This is a genomic window from Streptomyces sp. NPDC042100, assembly GCF_055582325.1.
In genome coordinates this window covers 232044-253951 of sequence record NZ_JBVJDK010000001.1, presented here as the reverse complement: position 1 = coordinate 253951, position 21908 = coordinate 232044, and the positions used below count along the sequence as shown (strand labels likewise).

Below are 21908 nucleotides of genomic sequence, written 5' to 3'. Positions count from 1 at the left end.
CGTACGGCACGTCGCACAGGCACGTCGCACAGGCACGTCGTACAAGTGCGTCGCGAGGAGCATGGCAGCGCCCCAGGAAACAATCAAGCACGCTTGCATGATTTTCGGACGAGGCCGTGTCATCCTCCGGACGGACACTCCGGGGGCTTCGCCGACGACTCCCGGATGACCTCGAATCCTGCCTCGCGGGGCCGAGAACGCCCCCTCCCGGCTCCTAGCGTGGAGGCATGTCGTCGCCTTCCTCCCGCCCCGCCCCGCTGCTGGGCTTCACCGTCAAGGACTTCCGGGCCCAGCTGCGCCAGCTCGTGCTCACCGGCGCCGCCGTCGCCGTCGGCGTCGCCTTCCTGGTCCTGTCGGTCGGCGGGGCCGGGGCGCTCGTCCAGTCCTACGAGCAGTCGGCGGCGGCCGACGTCGGCACCGCGCCCGTCCTGGTCACCGGCCGCGACGGCGCCCCGCTGCCCGCCGGCGCCGCCGCCCGCGCGGCGAAGCTGCCGCAGGTCGCCGGGGTCGCCGAACGCCTCGTCGGGCACGCCAACGTGCTCACCCCCACCGGCCGCCCGCTCGACGACCGGGCCCTGGTCACCTCCATCGCCGCCGACCCCGCCCTGCGCTGGCAGCGCCTCGACTCCGGACGCTGGCCCGAACGCCCCGGCGAGATCGTCCTCGACCGGACCAGCGCGTCCCGGGCGGGCGCCGCGATCGGCGGCACCGTCCGCGTCACCAAGGCCGCCGGCGGCACCGCCGAGGCGCGCCTGACCGGCCTCCTCGACACCTCCGCCTCCCAAGCCCTCGGCTCCCAGCCCGCGATCGGCGTCCCGTACGCCGAGGCCGCGACGTACGCCACCGGGCTGCGCGCCACCCACCTCGACCTGAGCCCGCGCCCCGGCGCCGAGCCGCTCGCCGTCGCCGAGGCGGCCAAGAAGGCGCTCGGCGGCGAGATCACCGCCCGCACCCACGCCGGGGCGGTCGAGGAGGCCAAGCGGAGCGGCGGGTCGATGTACGCGGTGGTGCTCGTCGCCGCGCTCTCCTTCGTCCTCATCGCCATGGCGGTGGCGCGGATGGTCGTCACCAACACCTTCTCCGTCGTCCTCGCCCAGCGCGCCCGTCAGCTCGCCCTGCTGCGCTGCGTCGGCGCCGGCCGCGAACAGCTCCGCAGGATCATCCGCCGCCAGGGCCTGATGCTCGGCGTGCTCGCCTCCGCCACCGGACTCGCGGCGGGCGCCGCCGCCTGCGCCCTCGGCACCCTCGCCCTCAACGGACTCGCCGACCTCGGGCCCGTAAAGCTGACCCTGATGCCGGGCCGCTGGACCTTCATCCTGGGCGGGCTGTTCGGCGTGCTGCTCACCTTCTGGGCGGTCCGCAAGCCCGCGAAGGCCGCCTCCGCCGTCCCGCCCGTCGCCGCCCTCGCCGCCAGCGGCGCGGCGGCGCTGCCCGAGCCCGGCAGCCGCGCCGTGCGCGAGGCCGTCTCGCTGCTCATGCTGGTCTCCGGCGCGGGCCTCCTCGCGCTCGGCGCCCTCGGCGGCTCGCCGCTGGCCCTGCTCGCGGTCACCACCGGCTCGATCCTCACCTTCTTCGCGGTCCTGCGGTACGCGCGGTACGTGCTGCCGCCGGTCGTCGCCCTGATCGGGCTCGCCCTGCGCCGCCCCTTCGGCACCGTCGGCCGCCTCTCCGTGCAGCAGCTGCGCGCCAACGCGGCCCGCACCGGCGCCGCCGCGTCCGCGATGCTGGTCGGCGTGACGGTGGCGGTGTCGGCGGTGACCGCGATCGGCGTCACCAAGGGCGGCCTGGAGGAGATGCTGGCCGGGCGGACGCCCGCCGTCTTCGCGCTGGACTCCGACGACCAGCGGATCCCGGCCGGCGCGCTCACGGCCCTGCGGGCCGCGCCCGGCCTGACGGTCACCCCGGTCCGTACGGCCGTCCTGACGGTCGACGGGAAGCGGACCGTCGTCGCCACGGCGGACCCGGCCGGCCTCAGCCCCGGCGCGGAGGGCGTGGCCGCGGCGCGCGGCCTTGAGGACGGACAGGCGCTGACGCTCGGCGGCCCGGGGCCTCTCACCGTGACGGGCGGTACGGCCACGGCCGGCACCCGCCTGACCGGTGTCGGCGAGAACGGCTCGATGCTGGCGGTCTCGCTCTTCCCGGAGGCCACCGCGTACGTGAACGGCGCCACCTTCGACCGGCTCGCCCCCGGCTCGGCGGCCCGCCTGTCGACGGTCCTGGTGAACCCGGCCGAGGGCACCGGCCACGACGAGGCCCGCACCGCCGTGGACCGCGCGCTCACCGCGTACCCCGGCATCCGCATCGCGGACACCGGCTCCGACGCCGTCATGGTCCGCACGATGCTGGACCGGATGATGCTGGTGGTGACGGTGCTGCTCGGCTTCTCGATGTGCATCGCCGCGCTGGGCGTGGCGGCCACCCTGATGCTGACGGTGGAGGAGCGCACCCGCGAGTTCGGGATGCTCCGCGCGATCGGCCTCGCGGGCGACCAGCTCCGCCGGATGGTGACCCTGGAGTCGGTGCTGCTCGCCCTGTCCGGCGCCGTCGCGGGAACGGCCCTGGGCGTGGTCTACGGTTCGCTCGCGGCCCGCTCGGTGATGAGCGACCGGGTCTCCCCGCTCCAGCTCCTCGCCTCTTCCGGCGGCACGGTCCTGACGGTCCTCGGCATCCTGGCGGCCACGGTCCTCACGGGTATCGCGGCCTCGGTGCTGCCGGCCCGGCGGGTGCGGCGGATGGGCGTGGTGGACGCGCTGCGGGCGGAGTAGCGGCCTCGGGGGGCCGCAGCCTCGGGGGCCGCGGCCTCGGGGGACCTTAGCCGCGGGGGCCCGGCCGCAGCGCCCCCGGGCCTCAGACGGCGGCGGCCGGGCCCCGGCGGGGCCGGGCCACCAGTTCGCCGCCGCAGTTGGGGCAGGCGTGCCCCATCGCGTCCGCGCACGGCACGCAGAAGGTGCACTCGTAGGTGCAGATGCGGGCGGGGCCCCCGGGGGTGAGGGGGGTCGTCCCGCAGCGTTCGCAGATCTCGCGCATGTCCAGAGCCATGCCCCCATCCTGCGGAGCGGGCCCCGGGCGGGAAACCGCCCTCGGGCCAGACGTCGACAGGATCAGGCCGGTCCGCCGGCCGCCCGCTTCACCTGGGTGCGGACCGCGCCCATGCTCGCCGCGATGACGAGGGCGATGGCGAGCGCGTCCGTCACGCCGAGGGCCTGGTGGAGGACGAGGAAGCCGGCGGTGGCGGCGATGGCCGGTTCCAGGCTCATGAGGATGGCGAAGGTCGGCGCGGGCAGCCGGCGCAGGGCGAGCAGTTCCAGGGTGTACGGGAGGACCGAGGACATCAGGGCGACGGCGAGGCCGAGTCCGATGGTGGACGGTACGAGGAGCCGGTCGCCGGCCTCGACGATGCCGAACGGCAGGCTGATCACCGCGCCGAACGCCATCGCGAGCGCCAGCCCGTCGGCCTGCGGGAAACGGCGGCCGGTGCGGGCGCTGAAGACGATGTACGCGGCCCACATGGCGCCGGCCGCGAGCGCGAAGCCCGCCCCCGCGGGGTCGAGCCGGTCGAAGCCGCCGCCGCTGAGCAGGACGACGCCGGCGAGGGCGAGGCCCGCCCAGAGCAGGTTGGACAGGCGGCGGGAGGCGATGACGGAGAGGGTGAGCGGGCCGAGCACTTCGAGGGTGACGGCGGCGCCGAGCGGGATCCGGTCGAGGGCCAGGTAGAACAGGATGTTCATGCCGGACATAGCGGTGCCGAAGGCGACCACGGTGCCCCAGTCGGCGCGGCTGTAGCCGCGGACCTTGGGACGGCAGACCAGCAGCAGGACGGCGGCGGCGAGCACGAGCCGCAGGGTGACGACGCCGAGGGCGCCGGCCCGGGGCATGAGCAGCACGGCGACGGCGGAGCCGAACTGTACGGAGAGCCCGCCCGCGACGACGAGCGCGACGGGCCCGAGCCGGGTGGCCCGGGAGGGGCGGGGCGGCCGGGACGCCCGGAACGCGCCGGCGGGGGCGCCCTCGGGCACGGCGGTGGATACGGCGACTGTCTCCTTGACCGGGCTGTCCACCGGCGCACTCCTTAACGAACCGAGATCGAGAGTTCACTACGCTGAACCCACCAGTCCAGAGTAATAGACTGCCCCCCAAGGCTCCAACCTTCACGCTAAGAGCCCCCGCGCGGCATGTGAAATGCCGATTGATCTGTGGTTATGCTCCGAAGACATGAGCCGCACGACCATCGAGCTCCGCCACCTCCGCTGCTTCCTCGCGATCGCGGAGGAAGGCACCCTCACCCGCGCGGCCACCCGCCTCCACCTCACCCAGCCGGCCGTCTCCCGCACCCTCGCCGCCCTGGAACGCCACCTGGGCGCCCGGCTCGTCGACCGCAGCACCCACCATCTGGCCCTCACCCCCGAGGGCCGCGCCTTCCACGACCGGGCCGTCGCCGCCGTCGCCGCCTTCGACGCGGCCGTCGACCCGGAGCCGCTGCGGCACCGCCCGCTGCGCCTGGGCCACGCCTGGTCGGCCTTCGGCCCGTACACCACCCCGCTGCTGCGCCGCTGGCGGGCCGAGCACCCGGACACCCCGCTCGAACTGCGCCGGATCGACGACCGCACCGCCGGACTGCTGCGCGGCGAGGTCGACGCGGCGCTGCTGCGCGGGCCGGTGGAGGCGGCGGGGCTCGCCACCGAGGAGCTGCTCACCGAGGCGCGGGTGGCGGCGGTCCCGGCGGACGGCCCGCTGGCCGCGCGCCCGTCGCTGACCCTCGGCGACCTGGCCCCCGAGACGGCGGTCCTGAACCCGGTCTCCGGCACCACCACCCTCGCCCTGTGGCCCGCCGCCGCCCGGCCCCGCACCACCGTGACCGTCGCCAACACCGACGACTGGCTCGGCGCCATCGCCGCCGCCCGGGGCATCGGCGTGACCGCCGCCTCGACGGCCGCCCTCCACCCGCACCCCGGCGTCGTCTACCGCCCCCTCACGGACGCCCCGCCCGTACCCGTCCTGCTGGCCTGGCGCACGGCCGACCGGCACCCGGCGGTGCCCCAACTGGCCGCACTGGCCCGGGAGATCGCGAGCGGCGCGAAGACCACGTGAAGCGCGGCGGGCTCAGACGTCCCGCCACTTGGCCTGACCGAAGGAGAACACACCGAAGAGGACGAGCCCGACGGCCACGGCGACCAGGAGCCACGGCCCCGCGGGCGTCTGGGCGAAGGAGCGGATGGCGTCGTCCATGCCCTTGGACTCCTTCGGGTCGAAGGTGACCGCCGCCCGCGTGCCGAAGTAGCCCACCGCGCCGAAGACGAGCCCGCGTCCCACCCCTCCTCCGATGCCCGCCACGTCCATGAACCGCCGCTGGGGCTTCGTCATCCGGCCCCAGGTGAGGTGCTCGCGGTAGGCGCGCAGGGCCGCCCGGCCCGCGATCCACAAGCCCGCGCCGAGAAACCCCGCGGCCGCGGCGCCCACCCACCACTGCCCGCCGGGCAGAGCGAGAAGGCGTCCGGTGATGTCCCGGCTCTGCCGGTCGGTGGAGCCGGCCCCGCTGCCCCGGTACCCGGCCGCGAAGGCCAGGACGAGGAACGAGGAGACCCCGTAGAACACGAACCGCGCGCCGGACAGGGCGCGCTTGCCCGCGCTGTCGCCCTTGGGCCCCGCCAAGCCGAACAGCGCCTCGGAGAGCCGCCACACCGCCATCCCGGCGAGTCCGACGCCCAGCGCCCACAGCAGCCCGGCCCCGAAGGGCCTCGCGGCGACTTCGGAGAGGGCCCCGCCCCGGTCGGCCTGCTCGTTCGTGCCCGTCAGACCTATGCGTACGGCCAGGACGCCGACGAGCAGGTACAGCACACCGCGCGCCACGAAACCCGCCCGGGCACCCGTACGTATGACGTCCCCCCGTGCCACGCGCCTCGCGGCGGTCCACGACGAACCGGTTGTGGTCATGCCAGATCCTCCCCTTCGTCCGGGCTCCTCGTATGCCCCGGCCGGCCGCCTCGAATCAGACGGCGGGCGGCGCGACCGCCCTCGCGTCGGTCCGGCCCTCTAGGACCTGTCGTCAAACTCCCGGGCGGCGACGCGACTTTGACGACAGGCCCTAGGAAGCGCCCGGCCCCCGCTCCTCCAGTGCCTCGGCCAGGATCTCCGCCGTGTGCCGGGCGGGGCGGTCCGGGGCGGTGTGGGCGATCTGGGTGCGGCAGGAGAAGCCGTCCGCGAGGACCACCGCGTGCGGGTCGGCGGCGCGCAGGGCGGGCAGCAGCCGGTCCTCGGCGCAGGCGGCGGAGACCCGCTCGTGGCCCGGCTCGAAGCCGAAGTTCCCCGCGAGTCCGCAGCAGCCGCCCACCGGTTCACCGGTCAGGCCCGCGCGGGCGCGCAGCCTGCGGTCGGCCGCGTCGCCCAGCACCGCGTGCTGGTGGCAGTGGGTCTGGCCGGTGACCGGGCGGTCGATCCGGGGCGGGGACCAGTCCGGCGCCAGCTCCTCCAGCGCCTCGGCGAAGGTGCGCACGGAGCCGGCGAGGAGGGCGGCGCGCGGGTCCTCGGGGAGGAGGGCGGGCAGGTCCGCGCGGAGGGCCGCCGCGCAGGAGGGCTCCAGGACGACGAGGGGGCCGGGGACGGCGAGGGCGAGGGCCTCGCCCGTGCCGGACGGGTCCTCCGTCAGGACGTCGAGGGTGCGGCGCAGCACCTTGCGGGCCGCGTCCAGGCGGCCCGTCGACTGGTAGGTGAGGCCGCAGCAGACCCGTCCAGGGGGCAGCGCGACGCCCAGGCCCGCGTCCTCCAGGACGCGGACGGCGGCCCGGCCCGCCTCGGGGGCGAGGTGGTCCGTGAAGGTGTCGGGCCACAGGGTGAGGGCGGGCGGCCGGTCCGAGGCGCGTTCGGCGAACCAGGCGGTGAAGGTCTCCCCCGCCACCCTCGGCAGCGGCCGCTCCGGGCTGACGCCCGCGAGCCGGGCCGCGAACGGCAGCCGGGCCGCCGCGTTCAGCGCCGGGCCGAAGTGGTCGAGGAGGCGCGGCAGTCCGCCCATGGTCCAGTGCGCGCGGGGACGCGCCCAGGGGCGCCCTGCGTAGTGCCCGTCCAGGAAGCGGGCCTTGTACGTGGCCATGTCGACACCGGCCGGGCAGTCGCTGTGGCAGCCCTTGCAGGACAGGCACAGGTCGAGCGCCTCGCGGACCTCCGCCGAGCGGGCGCCGTCCGTGATGATCTCGCCCAGCGCCATCTCGTGCAGCAGCCGGGCCCGGCCGCGCGTGGAGTGCCGCTCCTCGCCGGTCGCCCGGTAGGACGGGCACATCACGCCGGGCCCGGAATCCGGGCCCGTGGTACGGCACTTGGCGACGCCCACGCAGCGGGCGGCCTCCCGTCCGAGGCCCACCACGGGCAGGTTCGCGAAGCGCAGCCCGGAGTCGAGCGGCTCGGGGCGGACCAGCATCCCCGGGTTGAGGCCGCCCGCCGGGTCCCACAGGTCCTTGACCTCGCCGAACAGGCGGACGAGCTCGTCCCCGTACATGCGCGGGAGCAGTTCGGCCCGCGCCTTGCCGTCGCCGTGCTCGCCGGAGAGGGAGCCGCCGTGGGCGACGACGAGGCCGGCCACCGCCTCGGAGAAGCGGCGGAAGTGCCGCACCCCGGGCTCGGTGGAGAGGTCGAAGTCGATACGGACGTGCACGCAGCCGTCGCCGAAGTGCCCGTACGGGACGCCCCGGAGCCCGAATTCCTTCAGCAGCGAGCGGAACGAACGCAGATACGCGCCGAGCCGGGCCGGCGGCACGGCGCAGTCCTCCCAGCCGGGCCACGCCTCCCCGCCGCCGGGCAGCCGGGTCGCGGTCCCGGCGGCGTCCTCCCGGATCCGCCACAGCGCGCGCTGCCCGGCCGGGTCGGCGACGACCAGCGCGTCGAGGGCGTCGGCCGCCCGCACCAGGGCCTCGGCGGCCCCGGCGCCGTCGGTCTCCACGAACAGCCAGGCGCCGCCCCTCGGCAGGCCGGCCGCCGCGCCGGGATCGCGGACCAGGTCGGCGGCCATCCCCTCGACGGTCAGCGGCCCGAGCGGCAGCAGCCCGGCCGCCGCGTCGGCCGCCGCGCCCTCGTCGGGGTAGCCGAGGACCACCAGGGTTGGTTCCGCAGGGAGCGGAACCAACCGCAGCTCGGCCTCCGTCACCACGCCCAGCGTGCCCTCGCTGCCGCAGAGGAAGCGGGCCACGTCGGCGCCCCGCTCCGGCAGCAGCGCGTCCAGGGCGTAGCCGGAGATGCGCCGGGGCAGTCCCTCGGGGTAGCCGGTGCGCAGCGCCGCCAGGTTGCGGGCGACGAGCTCGCGCAGCCCGGCGGGCGCCCCCGCCCCGTCGCGGCCCGCCCGCAGCCGGTCGCCGCCGTAGGTGACGACGTCGAGCCCGCGCACGTTGTCGGCGGTGGTGCCCCAGGCGACCGAGTGGGAGCCGCAGGCGTTGTTGCCGATCATCCCGCCGAGGGTGCAGCGGCCGTGGGTGGACGGGTCGGGGCCGAAGGTGAGGCCGTGCGGGCGGGCCGCCTCGCGCAGCCGGTCGAGCACGATGCCGGGCTGGACGACGGCGGTGCGGGCCTCCGGGTCGAGGGCGACGAGGGAGCGCAGGTGCCGTGTGAGGTCGAGCACGACACCCGTTCCGGTGGCCTGTCCGGCGATGGAGGTGCCCCCGCCCCGGGGGACGACGGGCACCCCGAAGGCGCGGCAGACGGCGAGCGCGGCGGCCACGTCGTCGGCGTCCCTGGGGGCGACGACGCCGAGCGGCACCCGGCGGTAGTTCGAGGCGTCCATCGAGGTCAGGGCGCGGGCGGTGGCCGAGAAGTCGACATCGCCGGCGAGCTCGGCGCGCAGCGTCCGCGCCAGTTCCACCGTGGCGTACTGGTGTGATCCCACCACTCCAGGATGTCTCAGTCCTTGTCTCATCGGGCGGACATGCCGCAACCGCGCCCGCACCGACCCGATACGCTCCGCCTCGTGGCCGATATCCAGATTCCCGCTGACATCAAGCCCGCCGATGGCCGTTTCGGCGCGGGCCCCTCCAAGGTGCGTACGGAGGCGCTGGACGCCCTGGCCGCCACCGGCACCTCCTACCTCGGTACCTCCCACCGCCAGCCCCGGGTCAAGGACCTGGTCGGCGAGGTGCGTACCGGCATCAGTGACCTCTTCTCGCTGCCCGAGGGCTACGAGGTGATCCTGGGCAACGGCGGATCGACCGCCTTCTGGGACGTCGCGACCCACGGTCTGATCGAGAACCGGTCGCAGCACCTCACCTTCGGCGAGTTCTCCTCCAAGTTCGCGAAGGCCGCGAAGCTGGCCCCCTGGCTGGCCGAGCCGACCGTGATCTCCGCCGACCCGGGCACCCACCCGGAGCCGGTGGCCGAGGCGGGTGTGGACGTCTACGCCTACACCCACAACGAGACCTCGACCGGTGTCGCCGCCCCGCTGAAGCGGGTCGCGGGCGCCGACGAGGGCGCGCTGGTGCTGGTCGACGCGACCTCCGGGGCGGGCGGTCTGCCCGTGGACATCACGGAGACCGACGTCTACTACTTCGCCCCGCAGAAGTCCTTCGCCGCCGACGGCGGCCTGTGGCTGGCGGCGTTCTCGCCGGCGGCCCTGGAGCGTGCGCAGCGGATCCACGCCTCGGGGCGGCACATCCCCGAGTTCTTCAGCCTGCCGACCGCGATCGACAACTCGCTGAAGAACCAGACGTACAACACCCCGGCGCTGGCCACCCTGTTCCTGCTCAACGAGCAGCTGAAGTGGATCAACGGCCAGGGCGGTCTGGACTGGGCCGTGGCCCGGACGAAGGAGTCCTCGGACGCGCTGTACGGCTGGGCCGAGGAGTCGAAGTACGCGAGCCCGTTCGTCACGGACGCGGCGAAGCGCTCGCAGGTCATCGGCACGATCGACTTCGCGGACGAGGTCGACGCGGCGGCCGTCGCCAAGGTGCTGCGCGCCAACGGCATCGTCGACACCGAGCCGTACCGCAAGCTGGGCCGCAACCAGCTGCGCATCGCGATGTTCCCGGCGATCGACCCGTCGGACGTGCGCGCCCTGACGGCGTGCGTCGACTACGTCATCGAGAAGCTGTAACGGGACCCGTCCCGAGGGGCCGAAGGGCCGAGAAACCGAGGGCCCGGCGGCCGGTCGCATCCGACCGGCCGCCGGGCCCTCGGCGCGTCCGGAAGACCCGCGCTCCCCGCACAGCGGGTCCCGCGCGGACTTCTCGGCGCAGGCCCGGCGCGCCGGGCTGGACGCCGCCGGGGCCAGGAGCCTGCAACGGCGGGTCGACGGCTACCTGGCACGGGCTCGTGGATCAACAGCCAGCGCTCGACCCGCTACGCGCGGTTCTACAGCTCGGACAAGGTCGTCCGCTGGGTCTCGGACGGCGGGCTCAGCTACGACCCCCACGCCGACTGGCGGTGGGTCTGGTACGTGAGCCCCTGCTGACCGGCCGCGCCTGACCGGCCGCCCCTGATCAGCCGCGCCGGAACAGGCGCTTGGCGCCGAGCACGAGGACGGTGGCGCCGGCCAGGACGAGGAAGCCGACCGTGACGTTGCCCTTCCCGCCCTGCGCGGGGGCGGCCGACGGGGTCTCGGGCGAACCGCCCGGGACCCCGGACGGCTTTCCGGACGCGTCCGTCCCGCCGCCCTGCCGCTCCACCCGGATCACCCGGCTTTTCTTCCCCTCCGAGCCGAACAAAAAGGCCGAGCCGTCCGGGGTGTACGTCGCCGACTCGGCCTGCCCCTGGAAGGGGGCGCCGACCGAGATGCCGGGGCCCTCGGTCCGGCCGTGCTTCCAGACGTACTCCTCGGCCAGCAGATAGCCCCGCAGCAGCAGCCGGTCGCCGGACGGGGAGAAGGCTCCGTCGGTCACCCAGGGGACCTCGCCGACGCGGCGGAAGACGTTGGTGCCGGAGGTGCTGAGGTGCTCGGGGCCCTGGTAGAGGCCGCCGCCGTTCTTGTTCTTGCTGGCGATGTAGACCCGGCCGGTCTTCGGATGGACCATCAGGGCCTCGGCGTCGCGGGCCCCGTCGGCGTACTTCACGTCGTACTGGACGGCCCGGACGGTCTGGTCCTTCAGCTCCTTCGGCTCGGGGAAGCGGTAGATCCAGACGTGGTCCCAGGAGCCGTTCAGGTTGTCGCCGATGTCGCCCACGTAGATGTCGCCGTCCGGGCCGACCGAGATGGCCTCCATGTCGCGCGGGGTGCCGACGCCCTTCATGGTGAGGGTCGCGACCGTCTCGCCGGTGCGCGAGTCCACGCCGTAGATCAGCGGCGCGTCCTGGTCGTTGTGCGTCCAGTAGATCCCCGGGTGGGCGCGGCTGGCGGCGAGACCGCTGGACTCGGTGATCCTCGGGTCCTCGATGGTGAAGCCCCGGTCGGGGTCCGCCGCGGCGGCGGGGACCGCCGAGAGCAGGACGAGGGCCGCCGTTCCCAGGGCGCACAGAGCAGGTCGCATGGACTCCAGCCTGCCACGGGCACCGCGGCCCGGCCGGGGGATCCGGGTGGCGGGGATCACGTCGCAGGGGCCGGGCGGGGTCGGTGATGATGGTCGCCATGCGTTTTCTGTTCGTCGGCGACAGCATGACCATCGGACGCGCCGGCGACTTCACCTGGCGCTACCGCATGTGGCGGCACCTGGAGTCGGTGCTCCCCGGGGCGTACGAGATCGTCGGCCCGCGCACCGCGCTGTACGAGCCCGGCGCCGACGCGCCCGTCTCGGAGACCTACGCCGACCCCGGCTTCCCCGCCCCGGCCCGCCGCCATCTGGCCGGCTGGGGCGAGGGCTGGCTGCACATGGCGCCGCTGATCGGCCCGACGGTCACGGCGACCGGCGCGGACGTGCTGCTCGTCTCGCTGGGCCTGATCGACCTCGGCTTCTACACGAACAGCGACCAGACGACGGAGAACGTCCGCGTCTTCCTGGCCGCCGCCCGCGCGGCGAACCCCTGCGTCCGGGCCGTGCTGCTGCCGGTCATCCCGAACGTGCGGGCCGAGGAGGAGCCGGCCTTCGCCGCCGAGTGCGCTCGCTTCAACGAGCTGCTCGCGAAGACCGTCGCCGACCTGGACGCGGCGGGCTCGCCGCTGCTGCTCGGCTCGGTCCCGGAGTCGTACGAGCTCCGCGCCGACACCTACGACGGCACCCACCCGGGCCCCACCGGCGAGCACAAGCTGGCGGCGGCCTTCGCCGACGCGATGCACCAGGCGTGGGGGCTGGGCGGGCCGTACCGGGCCGACCGGAGCTGAGACCGGCCCTACGGCGCGTCCACGATCGCGTCCGCCTCGATCTCGACCAGCCAGCCCGGGTCGATGAACCGCGAGACCTCCACGAACGTCGTCACCGGGCGGACGCCGCCGAAGCGTTCGCCGTGGGCGCGGGCCGCCTCCCGCCAGGCCGTCACGTCGGTGAGCATGATCCGGGTGCGGACCACGTCCGCCAGGGACGCGCCCGCCTCCTTCAGCGCCGCCTCCGCGATGTCCAGGCAGCGCACGGTCTGGGCGTATACGTCGCCCGCGCCGGCGAGCCCGCCGTCGGGGCCGATCGGCGCGGTGCCGGCGACGGCCACGTGGGCGCCCTTGCGGACGGCGCGGCAGAAGCCGATCTCGGGCTCCAGCGGAGAGCCGGAGGGGACGTTCAGGCGAGGGAGGGTGCTCATCGGCTGCTCTCGACGGGGCGGTCAGGGGGCGGTCAGGGGGCGGAGAAAGGGAGGGGCAGAGAGAGGGGCGGCCTCGCGCGGACGGCCCGCGCGCCCGGCCGCCGCCGGGTGTGCGGGCCGTCCGTGCGGGGTCACCAGGCGAAGGCCTCCGGGGACGGGCCCGGGCCCGGGAAGATCTCGTCCAGGCCGGCCAGGAGCTCCTCGCCGAGCTCCGCGTCCAGCGCGCGCAGGGCACCCTGGAGCTGCTCCGGGGTGCGCGGGCCGATGATCGGGCCGGTCACCCCGGGGCGGGTGAGCAGCCAGGCCAGGGCCGTCTCGCCCGGGTCCGCGCCGTGCTTGGCCAGCAGGTCCTCGTACGCCTGGAGGCGGGCCCGCGCCGCCGGGTCGGCGAGCACCTCCGCCGCGCGGCCGGTGGCGCGTCGGCCGCCCTCGACCTCCTTGCGGATCACGCCGCCGAGCAGCCCGCCGTGCAGCGGCGACCAGGGGATGACGCCGAGGCCGTACTCCTGCGCGGCCGGGATCACCTCCATCTCGGCGCGCCGCTCGTAGAGGTTGTAGAGGCACTGCTCGCTGACCAGGCCGACCGCGCCGCGCCGGGCGGCGGTCTCGTTCGCCTGGGCGATCTTGTAGCCGGGGAAGTTGGACGAGCCCGCGTACAGGATCTTGCCCTGCTGGACGAGGACGTCGATGGCCTGCCAGATCTCCTCGAAGGGGGTCAGGCGGTCGACGTGGTGGAACTGGTAGACGTCGATGTGGTCGGTGCCGAGCCGCTTCAGGCTGGCGTCGACGGCGCGGCGGATGTTCGCCGCGGAGAGCTTGTCGTGGTTGGGCCAGGCGGGGCCGTCGGGGCCCATGTTGCCGTAGACCTTGGTGGCGAGGACGACCTTCTCGCGGTGGGCCGGGTCCTTGGCGAACCAGGAGCCGATGATCTCCTCGGTGCGGCCCTTGTCGTCGCCCCAGCCGTAGACGTTGGCGGTGTCGAAGAAGTTGAGGCCCGCGTCGAGCGCGGCGTCCATGATCGAGTGACTGGTGGCCTCGTCCGTCTGCGGGCCGAAGTTCATCGTGCCGAGGACGAGTCGGCTGACCTTGAGTCCGGTGCGTCCGAGCTGCGTGTACTCCATGGACACAAAGCCAACGCCTTCGAGTGCGCTCGAAGCAAGGCCCTTCCGGGACGGCGGAGCGGCGGGGCGGAGCGGCGCGCCGCGGCGGGGTCAGCCCACGGTCAGCTCACCACGGACGCCACCGCGATGATCGCGAACATCAGTACGAGCACGCCGGCCATGATCCGGTTACGGGTCTTCGGGTCCACCCCCCGAGATTAACCCGGCCCCTCCACCGCCCCCGCGCCGCCCAGGGGCCATGTGGCGACCGTCTCGTACCGGGGGCGCTCGCCCGGGGTGCCGCCGCCGGGCAGGTTGCTGCGCACCAGGGCCAGCTCGCCGGCCTCCCAGCGGGCCCCCTCGAAGGCGTCCAGCGCCTCGGTGAAGGGGCGCAGGTCGAGGTCCGTGCGCGAGCGGGCCAGGGTCAGATGGGGCTGGTAGCGCCGGTGCTCGTCCATCGCGACACCCGCCCGGCGGGCGGCCGCGTCCGCGCGCTCGGCCAGCAGCCGCAGCTCGTCGAGCCCGCCCGCCACGCCCGTCCACAGCACCGCCCGCCCGAAGTGCCCGCCGCCGTGCAGCCGGAGCGGGAACGGCTCCGTGCGGCGCGCGGCCCGGCCGAGCCGCGCGCGCAGGTCGGGCAGCAGCTCCTCGTCGACCTCGCCCATGAACGCGAGGGTGAGGTGCCAGCCGGGCCGCGAGGTCCAGCGCAGCCGCTCCGCGCCGGGCAGCGCGGCGAGCCGGTCGGCCGCGCGGGCGAGCTCGGCGAGCCGCGCGGCGGGCGGCACGACGGCGGCGAAGAGCCTCATACGGCGAGTGTGGCAGGCCCGGGGACGCGGCGACGGGCCGGGAGACCCGGCGCGCCCTTCCCGCTAGCCTCGCCCGAATGGACACCACGACGATCACCATCAGGAAGGGCGGGGCGGCGGACGTCCCCGTCATGCTCGGGATCCTCGACAGCGCCGTGAGCTGGCTCAACGGCAGGGGGATCACCGCCCAGTGGGGCACCGAGCCGTTCAGCGCCCGCCCGAAGACCGTGGCGCTGGTCGAGCGGGTCGCCGCCGAGGGCGAGCCGTGGCTGGCCGAGGTGGGCGGGGTGCCCGCCGGGACGCTGACGCTGACCCCTCGGCCGGGCGAGTACGTGCCGCCCGCCGATGAGCCGGAGTCGTACATCCGCTTCCTCGCCACCGACGCGCGCTTCCACGGGCTCGGGGTCGGCGCGGCCCTCCTCGCGCACGCCGCGGAGGAGACCCGGCGGCGGGGCGTCTCGCTGCTCCGCGTGGACTGCTTCGCGGGCAGCGAGGGGCGGCTCGTCTCCTACTACGAGCGCCAGGGCTTCACCCGTACGGAGGCGTTCACGGTCGGCGACTGGCCCGGTCAGGTGCTGGAGCGCCGGGTGTGACATGTGGGGCGGCCGGGGTCATCGGGACGTGTGGGGCGGCCGGGGCCGTCGGGACGCCCGGGACGGCCAAAGCGACCAAGGCGACCCGGCTGCCCGCGACGCCCGCGACGCCCGCGACGCCCGCGACGCCCGGCGCGGCGGGGGCCGGTCCCGGTGGGACCGCCCCCGCGCGCGGGGTCACGCCGCCGTCGCCAGCCGCTCGCGCGGGACGAAGCGGACCTGCGGGTGGCCGTGGTGCCAGCCCCAGGCGAGCCGAAGGCGCCCCACACGGGCCAGGACCAGGCCGATCACGGCCGCCGAGGCCAGCGAGACCAGGCCGCCGGTCGCGAAGCCGACCCGCGCGCCGTACGTGTCGGTGACCCAGCCGAGCAGCGGGGCGCCGATCGGGGTGCCGCCGGCGAACACCATCATGTAGAGGCTCATCACCCGGCCCCGCATGACCGGCTCGGTGGCCATCTGGACCGCCGAGTTCGCGGTGATGTTCACCGTGAGGCCGATCATGCCGATCGGCACGAGGAGCAGCGCGAACAGCCAGAACGCGGGCGACAGCGCCGCCGCGACCTCCAGGGCGCCGAAGACGACCGCCGCGACCACCAGCATCCGCAGCCGGGTGGAGCCGCGGCGGGCCGCGAGCAGGGCGCCCACCAGCGAGCCGGCCGCCATCAGGGTGTTGAGGAAGCCGTACGTGCCGGCGCCGACGTGGAAGACCTCGCTGGAGAAGGCCGTCAGCCAGATCGGGAAGTTGAACCCGAAGGTGCCGATGAAGCCGACGAGGACGATCGGCCAGATCAGGTCGGGCCGCCCGGCCACGTACCGCAGGCCCTCCCGGAGCTGGCCCTTGCCGCGCGGCGCGCGCTCCACCTTGTGCAGCTCGCCCGGCCGCATCAGCCAGAGCGCGACGAGCGGGGCCAGGAAGGACAGGCCGTTGATCAGGAAGGCCCAGCCGCTGCCGACACCGGCGATCAGCACGCCCGCGACGGCGGGGCCGACGAGGCGCGCGGACTGGAAGTTCGCCGAGTTCAGCGAGACCGCGTTGCGCAGCCGGTCGGGGCCGACCATCTCGGAGACGAAGGACTGCCGGGCCGGGTTGTCGACCACCGTGACCATGCCGAGCAGGAAGGCGACCAGGTAGACGTGCCAGACCTGGACCTGGCCGGAGAGGGTGAGCACGGCGAGCGCGAGACCGCACAGGCCGAGCGCGGCCTGGCTGACGATCAGCAGCCGGCGCTTCGGGTAGCGGTCGGCGATGACGCCTCCGTAGAGGCCGAACAGCAGCATCGGCAGGAACTGCATCGCCGTGGTGACGCCGACGGCGGCGGCGGAGCCGGTGAGGCTCAGGACCAGCCAGTCCTGGGTGATCCGGGCCATCCACGTACCGGTGTTGGAGACGATCGCTCCGGAGAAGAACAGCCGGTAGTTGCGGACGCCGAGCGAGGAGAAGGTTTCCCCCCGCCCGCGGGTCTTGAGGGTGGGTTTATGGACGGGTGCGGAGTCTGCTCCGGGTCCCGTGCTCAAAGTGCGTCGCCTCCTCGGCTGCGGTTTCAGAGATGGGCGAGCTTCTCCAGGACCGGGGCGGCCGCGCGCAGCTTGGCCCATTCGTCCTCGTCCAGGCCCTCGGCGAGGGCGGCCAGCCAGGCGTTCCGCTTGCGGCGGGACTCGTCGAGCATGGCCTCGGCCTGCTCGGTCTGGCGGACCACCTTCTGCCGGCGGTCGTCGGGGTGCGGCTCCAGCCGGACCAGTCCCTTGGCTTCGAGCAGCGCGACGATGCGGGTCATCGACGGCGGCTGGACGTGCTCCTTGCGGGCCAGCTCACCGGGGGTGGCCGAGCCGCAGAGCGACAGGGTGCCGAGCACCGACATCTCGGTGGGGCTCAGCGACTCGTCGACGCGCTGGTGCTTCAGGCGTCGGCTCAACCGCATCACGGAGCTGCGGAGCGCGTTCACGGCCGCTGCGTCGTCGGCGGTGCCGTGGTACAGATCAGGCATGTTCCTTAGCGTAACTCATTACCCTGTCTAAATACCAATCGAAAACATGTAGCCGCCAACTGTCACCCGAACGGGTGAGAGCCATCCGGAAAGCGACGCACGGAGGGCTTCCGTGGCGCGACCCTGACGGGCATGGATTCGACCGTGTTCAGCCTGCGCCTCGACGGAGAGCTGCTCGAACGGCTCCGCGGGCATGCCGCCAGACGCGGAATGAGCGTCCAGGACTATGTCGTCCGGACGCTCATTCGCGAGGATTTCGACGAGCGGTTCAAGACCGCCGTCGACGAGACGGAGAGGTTCTACGGGAGGGACGCCGAGGACGCGGGGGACGAGGCGGCCGACACCGGTCCGGCCGCGGCGACCCCCCGCGCGGCTCACATCAGGCCGAGCGCCGGCATCGCGTAGTAGAAGACGAAGACCGCGGAGACCGCGTACATCGCCACCGGGACCTCGCGGCCCCGGCCGGCCGCGAGACGCAGCACGCTGAAGGTGATGAAGCCGACGCCGATGCCGTTGGTGATCGAGTACGTGAACGGCATCATCATCATCGCCAGGAAGGCCGGCACGGCGATCGTGAAGTCGCTCCAGTCGATCTCCTTGATCGAACCGGCCAGGATCAGGAAGCCGACCGCCAGCAGCGCGGGGGTGGCCGCCTGCGAGGGCACCATCGTGGCCAGCGGCGTCAGGAAGAGCGCGACCGAGAACAGCGCGCCGGTGACCACCGAGGCCAGGCCCGTGCGGGCGCCCTCGCCGACACCCGCCGTGGACTCCACGAAGCAGGTGGTGGCGGAGGACGAGGTGGCGCCGCCGGAGGCGACGGCGAGGCCGTCGACCAGCAGGACCTTGTTGATGCCGGGGAAGTTGCCGTCCTTGTCCGTCAGCTTGGCCTCGTCGCCGACGCCGAGGATCGTGCCCATGGCGTCGAAGAAGCAGGACAGCAGGACGGTGAAGACGAAGAGGACGCCGGTCAGCACGCCGACCTTGGAGAAGCCGCCGAACAGGCTGACCTGGCCGACCAGGCCGAAGTCGGGCGAGGAGACCGGGCTGCCGGGCCACTCCGGGGTGGTCAGGCCCCAGGACGGGACGTCGGCGACGGCGTTGATCACCATGGCGACGATCGTCATCACGACGATGGAGATCAGGATCGCGCCCGGCACCTTGCGGACGATCAGGGCCAGGGTCAGCAGCGTGCCCAGGATGAAGACCAGCACCGGCCAGCCCATGAGGTGCCCGTTCGAGCCGAGCTGGAGCGGGACCGTGGTGTGCGCGGCGTCCGGCATCCGGGAGACGAAGCCCGAGTCGACCAGGCCGACGAGCATGATGAACAGGCCGAGGCCGATCGCGATGCCCTTGCGCAGGCCGACCGGTACGGCGTTCATGACCCGCTCGCGCAGACCCGTGGCGACCAGCAGCATCACGACCAGACCGGCGAGCACGACCATGCCCATCGCGTCCGGCCAGGACATCTTGGGCGCGAGCTGGAGCGCGACGACCGTGTTGACGCCGAGACCGGCCGCGAGCGCGATCGGCACGTTGCCGATGACGCCCATCAGCAGGGTCGAGAAGGCGGCGGTCAGCACCGTGGCGGTGACCAGCTGGCCGCCGTCGAGCTGGTGGCCGTACATGTCCTTCGCGCTGCCCAGGATGATCGGGTTCAGCACGATGATGTAGGCCATCGCGAAGAAGGTGGCGAAGCCGCCACGGATCTCGCGGGCGACGGTGGAGCCGCGCTCGGAGATCTTGAAGTAGCGGTCGAGACCGGAGACGGGCCCCTGCGGGGTCTCCGGGGACGTGGCCTTGGCGGGGGCCGTCGAGCTCATGGGGGTTCCTCTTCGGAGGTTCAGAGAAGTCCTTTTTGGCGGTTCATACGAATGGAACCCGCCAGAGGCAAACCGTTTCAGTATGAACACATGAACGAGAGCGAGTCCATCTCCGCGCGTAGATACGAAAACGAGCCGCCTAGACTGAGACCCATGGCGAAGTGGACACCCCAGCACGAGGCACCCGAACCCCTTGAGGGGCCGGTCGTCGCCACCATCACGGGCGGCACGATCCTCTGGTTCGTCCTGTTCCTCGTCCAGGTCCCCTTCTACGGGTGGTTCGACGACCGGGACCTCACCTGGTGGGTCTGGACCTGCCTGGCCGGCGCGGGCCTCGGCCTGATCGGCATCTGGTACGTGCGCAAGCGCGACGCCGCCATCAAGCGGCACGCCGCGGCCCAGGAGGCGACCCCGCCCCCCGCCCCGTAGTCCCAGGGGACCATTCCGCTCCTCCCCCGGTCTGATCTTCGGACTTCTCGGCGGGTGTCCCGCCCTTTCGCCCCGTACCGTCGAAAGCATGACTCAGCGGGCGAAGATCGACACCGACGGCGAGGGCACCGGGCCGGCGGCGGGGCGACCACCCGTCGTGCACCGGCCCACGGGCCTGACCACCGCCGAGGTCGCCGAGCGCGTCGCCCGGGGCGAGATCAACGACGTCCCGCTGCGCAGCTCCCGCTCCACCGCCGACATCGTCCGAGGCAACGTCTTCACCCGCTTCAACGCGATCATCGGCGTGCTCTGGGCGATCATGCTCTTCGTCGCGCCGATCCAGGACAGCCTCTTCGGCTTCGTGATCATCGCCAACACCGGCATCGGCATCATCCAGGAACTGCGCGCCAAGAAGACCCTCGACGGGCTCGCCGTCATCGGCGAGGCCAAACCCACCGTCCGCCGCGACGGCGCCGCCACCGAGATCTCCACCTCCGAGATCGTCCTCGGCGACCTCATCGAGCTCGGTCCCGGCGACAAGGTCGTCGTCGACGGCGAGGTCGCCGAGGCCGACAGCCTGGAGGTCGACGAGTCGCTGCTGACCGGCGAGGCCGACCCGGTCGTCAAGAAGCCCGGCGACCCGATGATGTCCGGCTCCTTCGTCGTCGCCGGCGGCGGCGCCTTCACCGCCACCAAGGTCGGCCGCGAGGCCTACGCCGCCCAGCTCGCCGAGGAGGCGTCCCGCTTCACCCTGGTCCACTCCGAGCTGCGCACCGGCATCTCCACGATCCTCAAGTACGTCACGTGGATGATGATCCCCACCGCGATCGGGCTGATCATCAGCCAGCTCGTCGTCAAGAACAACGACCTCAAGGAGTCCATCGCCCGCACGGTCGGCGGCATCGTCCCGATGATCCCCGAGGGCCTGGTGCTGCTCACCTCCGTCGCCTTCGCGATCGGCGTGATCCGGCTCGGCCGCAAGCAGTGCCTCGTCCAGGAGCTGCCCGCGATCGAGGGCCTGGCCCGGGTGGACGTGGTCTGCCTCGACAAGACCGGCACCCTCACCGAGGGCGGCATGGACGTCACCGACCTGCGCCTGCTCGGCGGCGCCGACGAGAGCTACGTCCGCACCGTGCTCGGCGCCCTCGGCGAGTCCGACCCGCGCCCCAACGCCTCCCTCCAGGCCATCATCGACGCCTACCCGGACTCGGTGGACTGGCGCTGCACCGAGTCGCTGCCGTTCTCCTCGGCCCGCAAGTACAGCGGCGCCGCCTTCAGCGAGGGCGACGGCGAGAACTCCACCTGGCTGCTCGGCGCCCCCGACGTGCTGCTGCCGCCCGGCGACCCGGCGCTCGCCGAGGTGGACCGGCTCAACGAGCAGGGCCTGCGGGTGCTGCTGCTGGCCCGCGCCGCCGCCGAGCTCGACTCCCCCAAGGTCGCCGAGGGCGCCCGCGCCACCGCGCTCGTCGTCCTCGAACAGCGGCTGCGGCCCGACGCCGCCGACACCCTGGCCTACTTCGCCGACCAGAACGTCTCGGCCAAGGTCATCTCCGGCGACAACGCGGTCTCCGTCGGCGCCGTCGCCGGCAAGCTGGGCCTGCCCGGCGCCGAGAACACCGTCGACGCCCGCACCCTGCCCGCCGACCCCGAGGCCATGGCCGAGGTCCTCGACGCCAACGCGGTCTTCGGCCGGGTCACCCCGCAGCAGAAGCGCGACATGGTCGCCGCCCTCCAGTCCCGCGGCCACACCGTCGCCATGACCGGCGACGGCGTCAACGACGTGCTCGCGCTCAAGGACGCCGACATCGGCGTCTCCATGGGCTCCGGCTCCGAGGCCACCCGGGCCGTCGCCCAGATCGTCCTCCTCAACAACTCCTTCTCGACGCTGCCGTCGGTGGTCGCCGAGGGCCGCCGGGTCATCGGCAACATCACCCGGGTCGCGACGCTCTTCCTCACCAAGACGGTCTACTCGGTGCTGCTCGCGATCCTGGTGGTCTGCTCCCAGGTCGAGTACCCGTTCCTGCCCCGGCACCTCACCCTGCTGTCCACGCTGACCATCGGCGTCCCCGCCTTCTTCCTGGCCCTCGCCCCGAACAAGGAGCGCGCCAAACCGCACTTCGTCCGCAGGGTGATGCGGTACGCGATCCCCGCCGGCGTCATCGCGGGCACCGCCACCTTCGTCACCTACCTGCTGGCCCGGCACTACTACACCGGGCCCGACGCCCTCGACGCCGAGACCAGCGCGGCCACCCTCACGCTCTTCCTGGTCTCCATGTGGGTGCTCGCGATCATCGCCCGCCCCTACACCTGGTGGCGGATCGCCCTGGTGGCGACCATGGGCGGCGCCTTCCTGCTCGTGCTCGTCGTGCCCTGGCTGCAGAGCTTCTTCGCCCTGAAGCTGGTCGGCGTCACGATGCCGTGGACGGCGGTCGCCATCGCCGCGGCGGCCTCGGCGCTGCTGGAGGTCGTCTGGCGCTGGGTGGGACGCAGGTTCCCCGCCTGAACCCCTGACACGGCGACGGGGGCCCGCGTCCTGCGCGGGCCC

At 73.7% G+C, this 21908-nt stretch carries 19 protein-coding genes; 8 read left to right on the top strand and 11 right to left on the bottom strand.

Going from position 1 to position 21908, the window contains the following annotated elements; translation table 11 throughout:
• The first annotated feature begins 227 nt into the window (after positions 1-227).
• A complete protein-coding gene (locus ACZ6J5_RS01240) occupies positions 228-2765 on the top strand; it encodes an FtsX-like permease family protein (protein WP_469386440.1) in 2538 nt (845 codons plus the stop codon).
• 82 nt (positions 2766-2847) lie between these two features.
• On the opposite strand, the gene ACZ6J5_RS01235 is transcribed toward ACZ6J5_RS01240, so the two are convergent.
• Together ACZ6J5_RS01235 and ACZ6J5_RS01230 are read right to left on the bottom strand one after the other, a co-directional pair.
• Positions 2848-3039, bottom strand: a complete 192-nt coding sequence (locus tag ACZ6J5_RS01235) for a DUF1272 domain-containing protein (RefSeq protein ID WP_469386438.1) — start codon at positions 3037-3039, stop codon at positions 2848-2850.
• Between the two features lie 62 nt (positions 3040-3101).
• A complete protein-coding gene (locus ACZ6J5_RS01230; RefSeq protein WP_469386436.1) occupies positions 3102-4058 on the bottom strand; it encodes an EamA family transporter in 957 nt (318 codons plus the stop codon).
• 121 nt (positions 4059-4179) lie between these two features.
• Here ACZ6J5_RS01230 and ACZ6J5_RS01225 point away from each other — a divergent pair, with 121 nt between their 5' ends.
• Positions 4180-5088: a LysR family transcriptional regulator gene (locus ACZ6J5_RS01225; protein ID WP_469386434.1), complete on the top strand. Its 909-nt coding sequence runs from the start codon at positions 4180-4182 to the stop codon at positions 5086-5088.
• Between the two features lie 12 nt (positions 5089-5100).
• Here ACZ6J5_RS01225 and ACZ6J5_RS01220 read toward each other — a convergent pair whose 3' ends face one another.
• Complete coding sequence (locus tag ACZ6J5_RS01220; RefSeq protein ID WP_469386432.1) at positions 5101-5931, bottom strand: DUF1206 domain-containing protein; 831 nt, start codon at positions 5929-5931, stop codon at positions 5101-5103.
• A 151-nt stretch (positions 5932-6082) separates the two neighbouring features.
• Positions 6083-8893: an FAD-binding and (Fe-S)-binding domain-containing protein gene (locus ACZ6J5_RS01215; RefSeq protein WP_469386430.1), complete on the bottom strand. Its 2811-nt coding sequence runs from the start codon at positions 8891-8893 to the stop codon at positions 6083-6085.
• A gap of 51 nt (positions 8894-8944) precedes the next feature.
• Between ACZ6J5_RS01215 and serC the strand changes: the two genes are divergently transcribed.
• Positions 8945-10063, top strand: coding sequence for a phosphoserine transaminase (gene serC / locus ACZ6J5_RS01210; protein WP_469386428.1), 1119 nt, complete (start codon positions 8945-8947; stop codon positions 10061-10063).
• Between the two features lie 385 nt (positions 10064-10448).
• On the opposite strand, the gene ACZ6J5_RS01205 is transcribed toward serC, so the two are convergent.
• Positions 10449-11432 carry a WD40 repeat domain-containing protein gene (locus ACZ6J5_RS01205; RefSeq protein WP_469386426.1) on the bottom strand — a complete coding sequence of 328 codons (984 nt, stop codon included), beginning with the start codon at positions 11430-11432 and terminating at the stop codon, positions 10449-10451.
• A gap of 98 nt (positions 11433-11530) precedes the next feature.
• Between ACZ6J5_RS01205 and ACZ6J5_RS01200 the strand changes: the two genes are divergently transcribed.
• Positions 11531-12220, top strand: a complete 690-nt coding sequence (locus tag ACZ6J5_RS01200) for a GDSL-type esterase/lipase family protein (protein ID WP_469386424.1) — start codon at positions 11531-11533, stop codon at positions 12218-12220.
• 8 nt (positions 12221-12228) lie between these two features.
• Here the strand turns inward: ACZ6J5_RS01200 and ACZ6J5_RS01195 are convergent, their stop codons facing one another.
• From ACZ6J5_RS01195 to thpR, 3 genes are all read right to left on the bottom strand, one after another.
• Positions 12229-12630: a RidA family protein gene (locus ACZ6J5_RS01195; protein WP_469386422.1), complete on the bottom strand. Its 402-nt coding sequence runs from the start codon at positions 12628-12630 to the stop codon at positions 12229-12231.
• A 131-nt stretch (positions 12631-12761) separates the two neighbouring features.
• The gene (locus ACZ6J5_RS01190) at positions 12762-13751 is read right to left on the bottom strand and encodes an aldo/keto reductase (RefSeq protein WP_469386420.1); all 990 of its coding nucleotides are present in this window, start codon (positions 13749-13751) and stop codon (positions 12762-12764) included.
• Positions 13752-13948: 197 nt separating this feature from the next.
• On the bottom strand, positions 13949-14536 hold the full coding sequence (gene thpR, locus ACZ6J5_RS01185; protein WP_469386418.1) for an RNA 2',3'-cyclic phosphodiesterase: 588 nt from the start codon (positions 14534-14536) through the stop codon (positions 13949-13951).
• 77 nt (positions 14537-14613) lie between these two features.
• On the opposite strand from thpR, the gene ACZ6J5_RS01180 reads away from it, so the two are divergent.
• The gene (locus ACZ6J5_RS01180) at positions 14614-15129 is read left to right on the top strand and encodes a GNAT family N-acetyltransferase (protein ID WP_469386416.1); all 516 of its coding nucleotides are present in this window, start codon (positions 14614-14616) and stop codon (positions 15127-15129) included.
• Positions 15130-15306: 177 nt separating this feature from the next.
• On the opposite strand, the gene ACZ6J5_RS01175 is transcribed toward ACZ6J5_RS01180, so the two are convergent.
• Together ACZ6J5_RS01175 and ACZ6J5_RS01170 are read right to left on the bottom strand one after the other, a co-directional pair.
• Positions 15307-16644 (bottom strand): MFS transporter, encoded by a 1338-nt coding sequence (locus ACZ6J5_RS01175; RefSeq protein WP_469386414.1) that lies wholly within the window; start codon positions 16642-16644, stop codon positions 15307-15309.
• A gap of 26 nt (positions 16645-16670) precedes the next feature.
• Positions 16671-17114, bottom strand: a complete 444-nt coding sequence (locus ACZ6J5_RS01170) for a MarR family winged helix-turn-helix transcriptional regulator (protein ID WP_469386412.1) — start codon at positions 17112-17114, stop codon at positions 16671-16673.
• Between the two features lie 132 nt (positions 17115-17246).
• On the opposite strand from ACZ6J5_RS01170, the gene ACZ6J5_RS01165 reads away from it, so the two are divergent.
• Positions 17247-17519: a hypothetical protein gene (locus ACZ6J5_RS01165; RefSeq protein ID WP_469386410.1), complete on the top strand. Its 273-nt coding sequence runs from the start codon at positions 17247-17249 to the stop codon at positions 17517-17519.
• On the opposite strand, the gene ACZ6J5_RS01160 is transcribed toward ACZ6J5_RS01165, so the two are convergent.
• The gene (locus ACZ6J5_RS01160) at positions 17489-18934 is read right to left on the bottom strand and encodes an NCS2 family permease (protein ID WP_469386409.1); all 1446 of its coding nucleotides are present in this window, start codon (positions 18932-18934) and stop codon (positions 17489-17491) included. The genes ACZ6J5_RS01165 and ACZ6J5_RS01160 overlap by 31 nt on opposite strands.
• A gap of 153 nt (positions 18935-19087) precedes the next feature.
• Here ACZ6J5_RS01160 and ACZ6J5_RS01155 point away from each other — a divergent pair, with 153 nt between their 5' ends.
• Positions 19088-19363: a DUF2530 domain-containing protein gene (locus ACZ6J5_RS01155; RefSeq protein WP_469386407.1), complete on the top strand. Its 276-nt coding sequence runs from the start codon at positions 19088-19090 to the stop codon at positions 19361-19363.
• A gap of 88 nt (positions 19364-19451) precedes the next feature.
• Positions 19452-21866, top strand: coding sequence for an HAD-IC family P-type ATPase (locus ACZ6J5_RS01150; RefSeq protein WP_469386405.1), 2415 nt, complete (start codon positions 19452-19454; stop codon positions 21864-21866).
• Positions 21867-21908 lie beyond the last annotated feature (42 nt).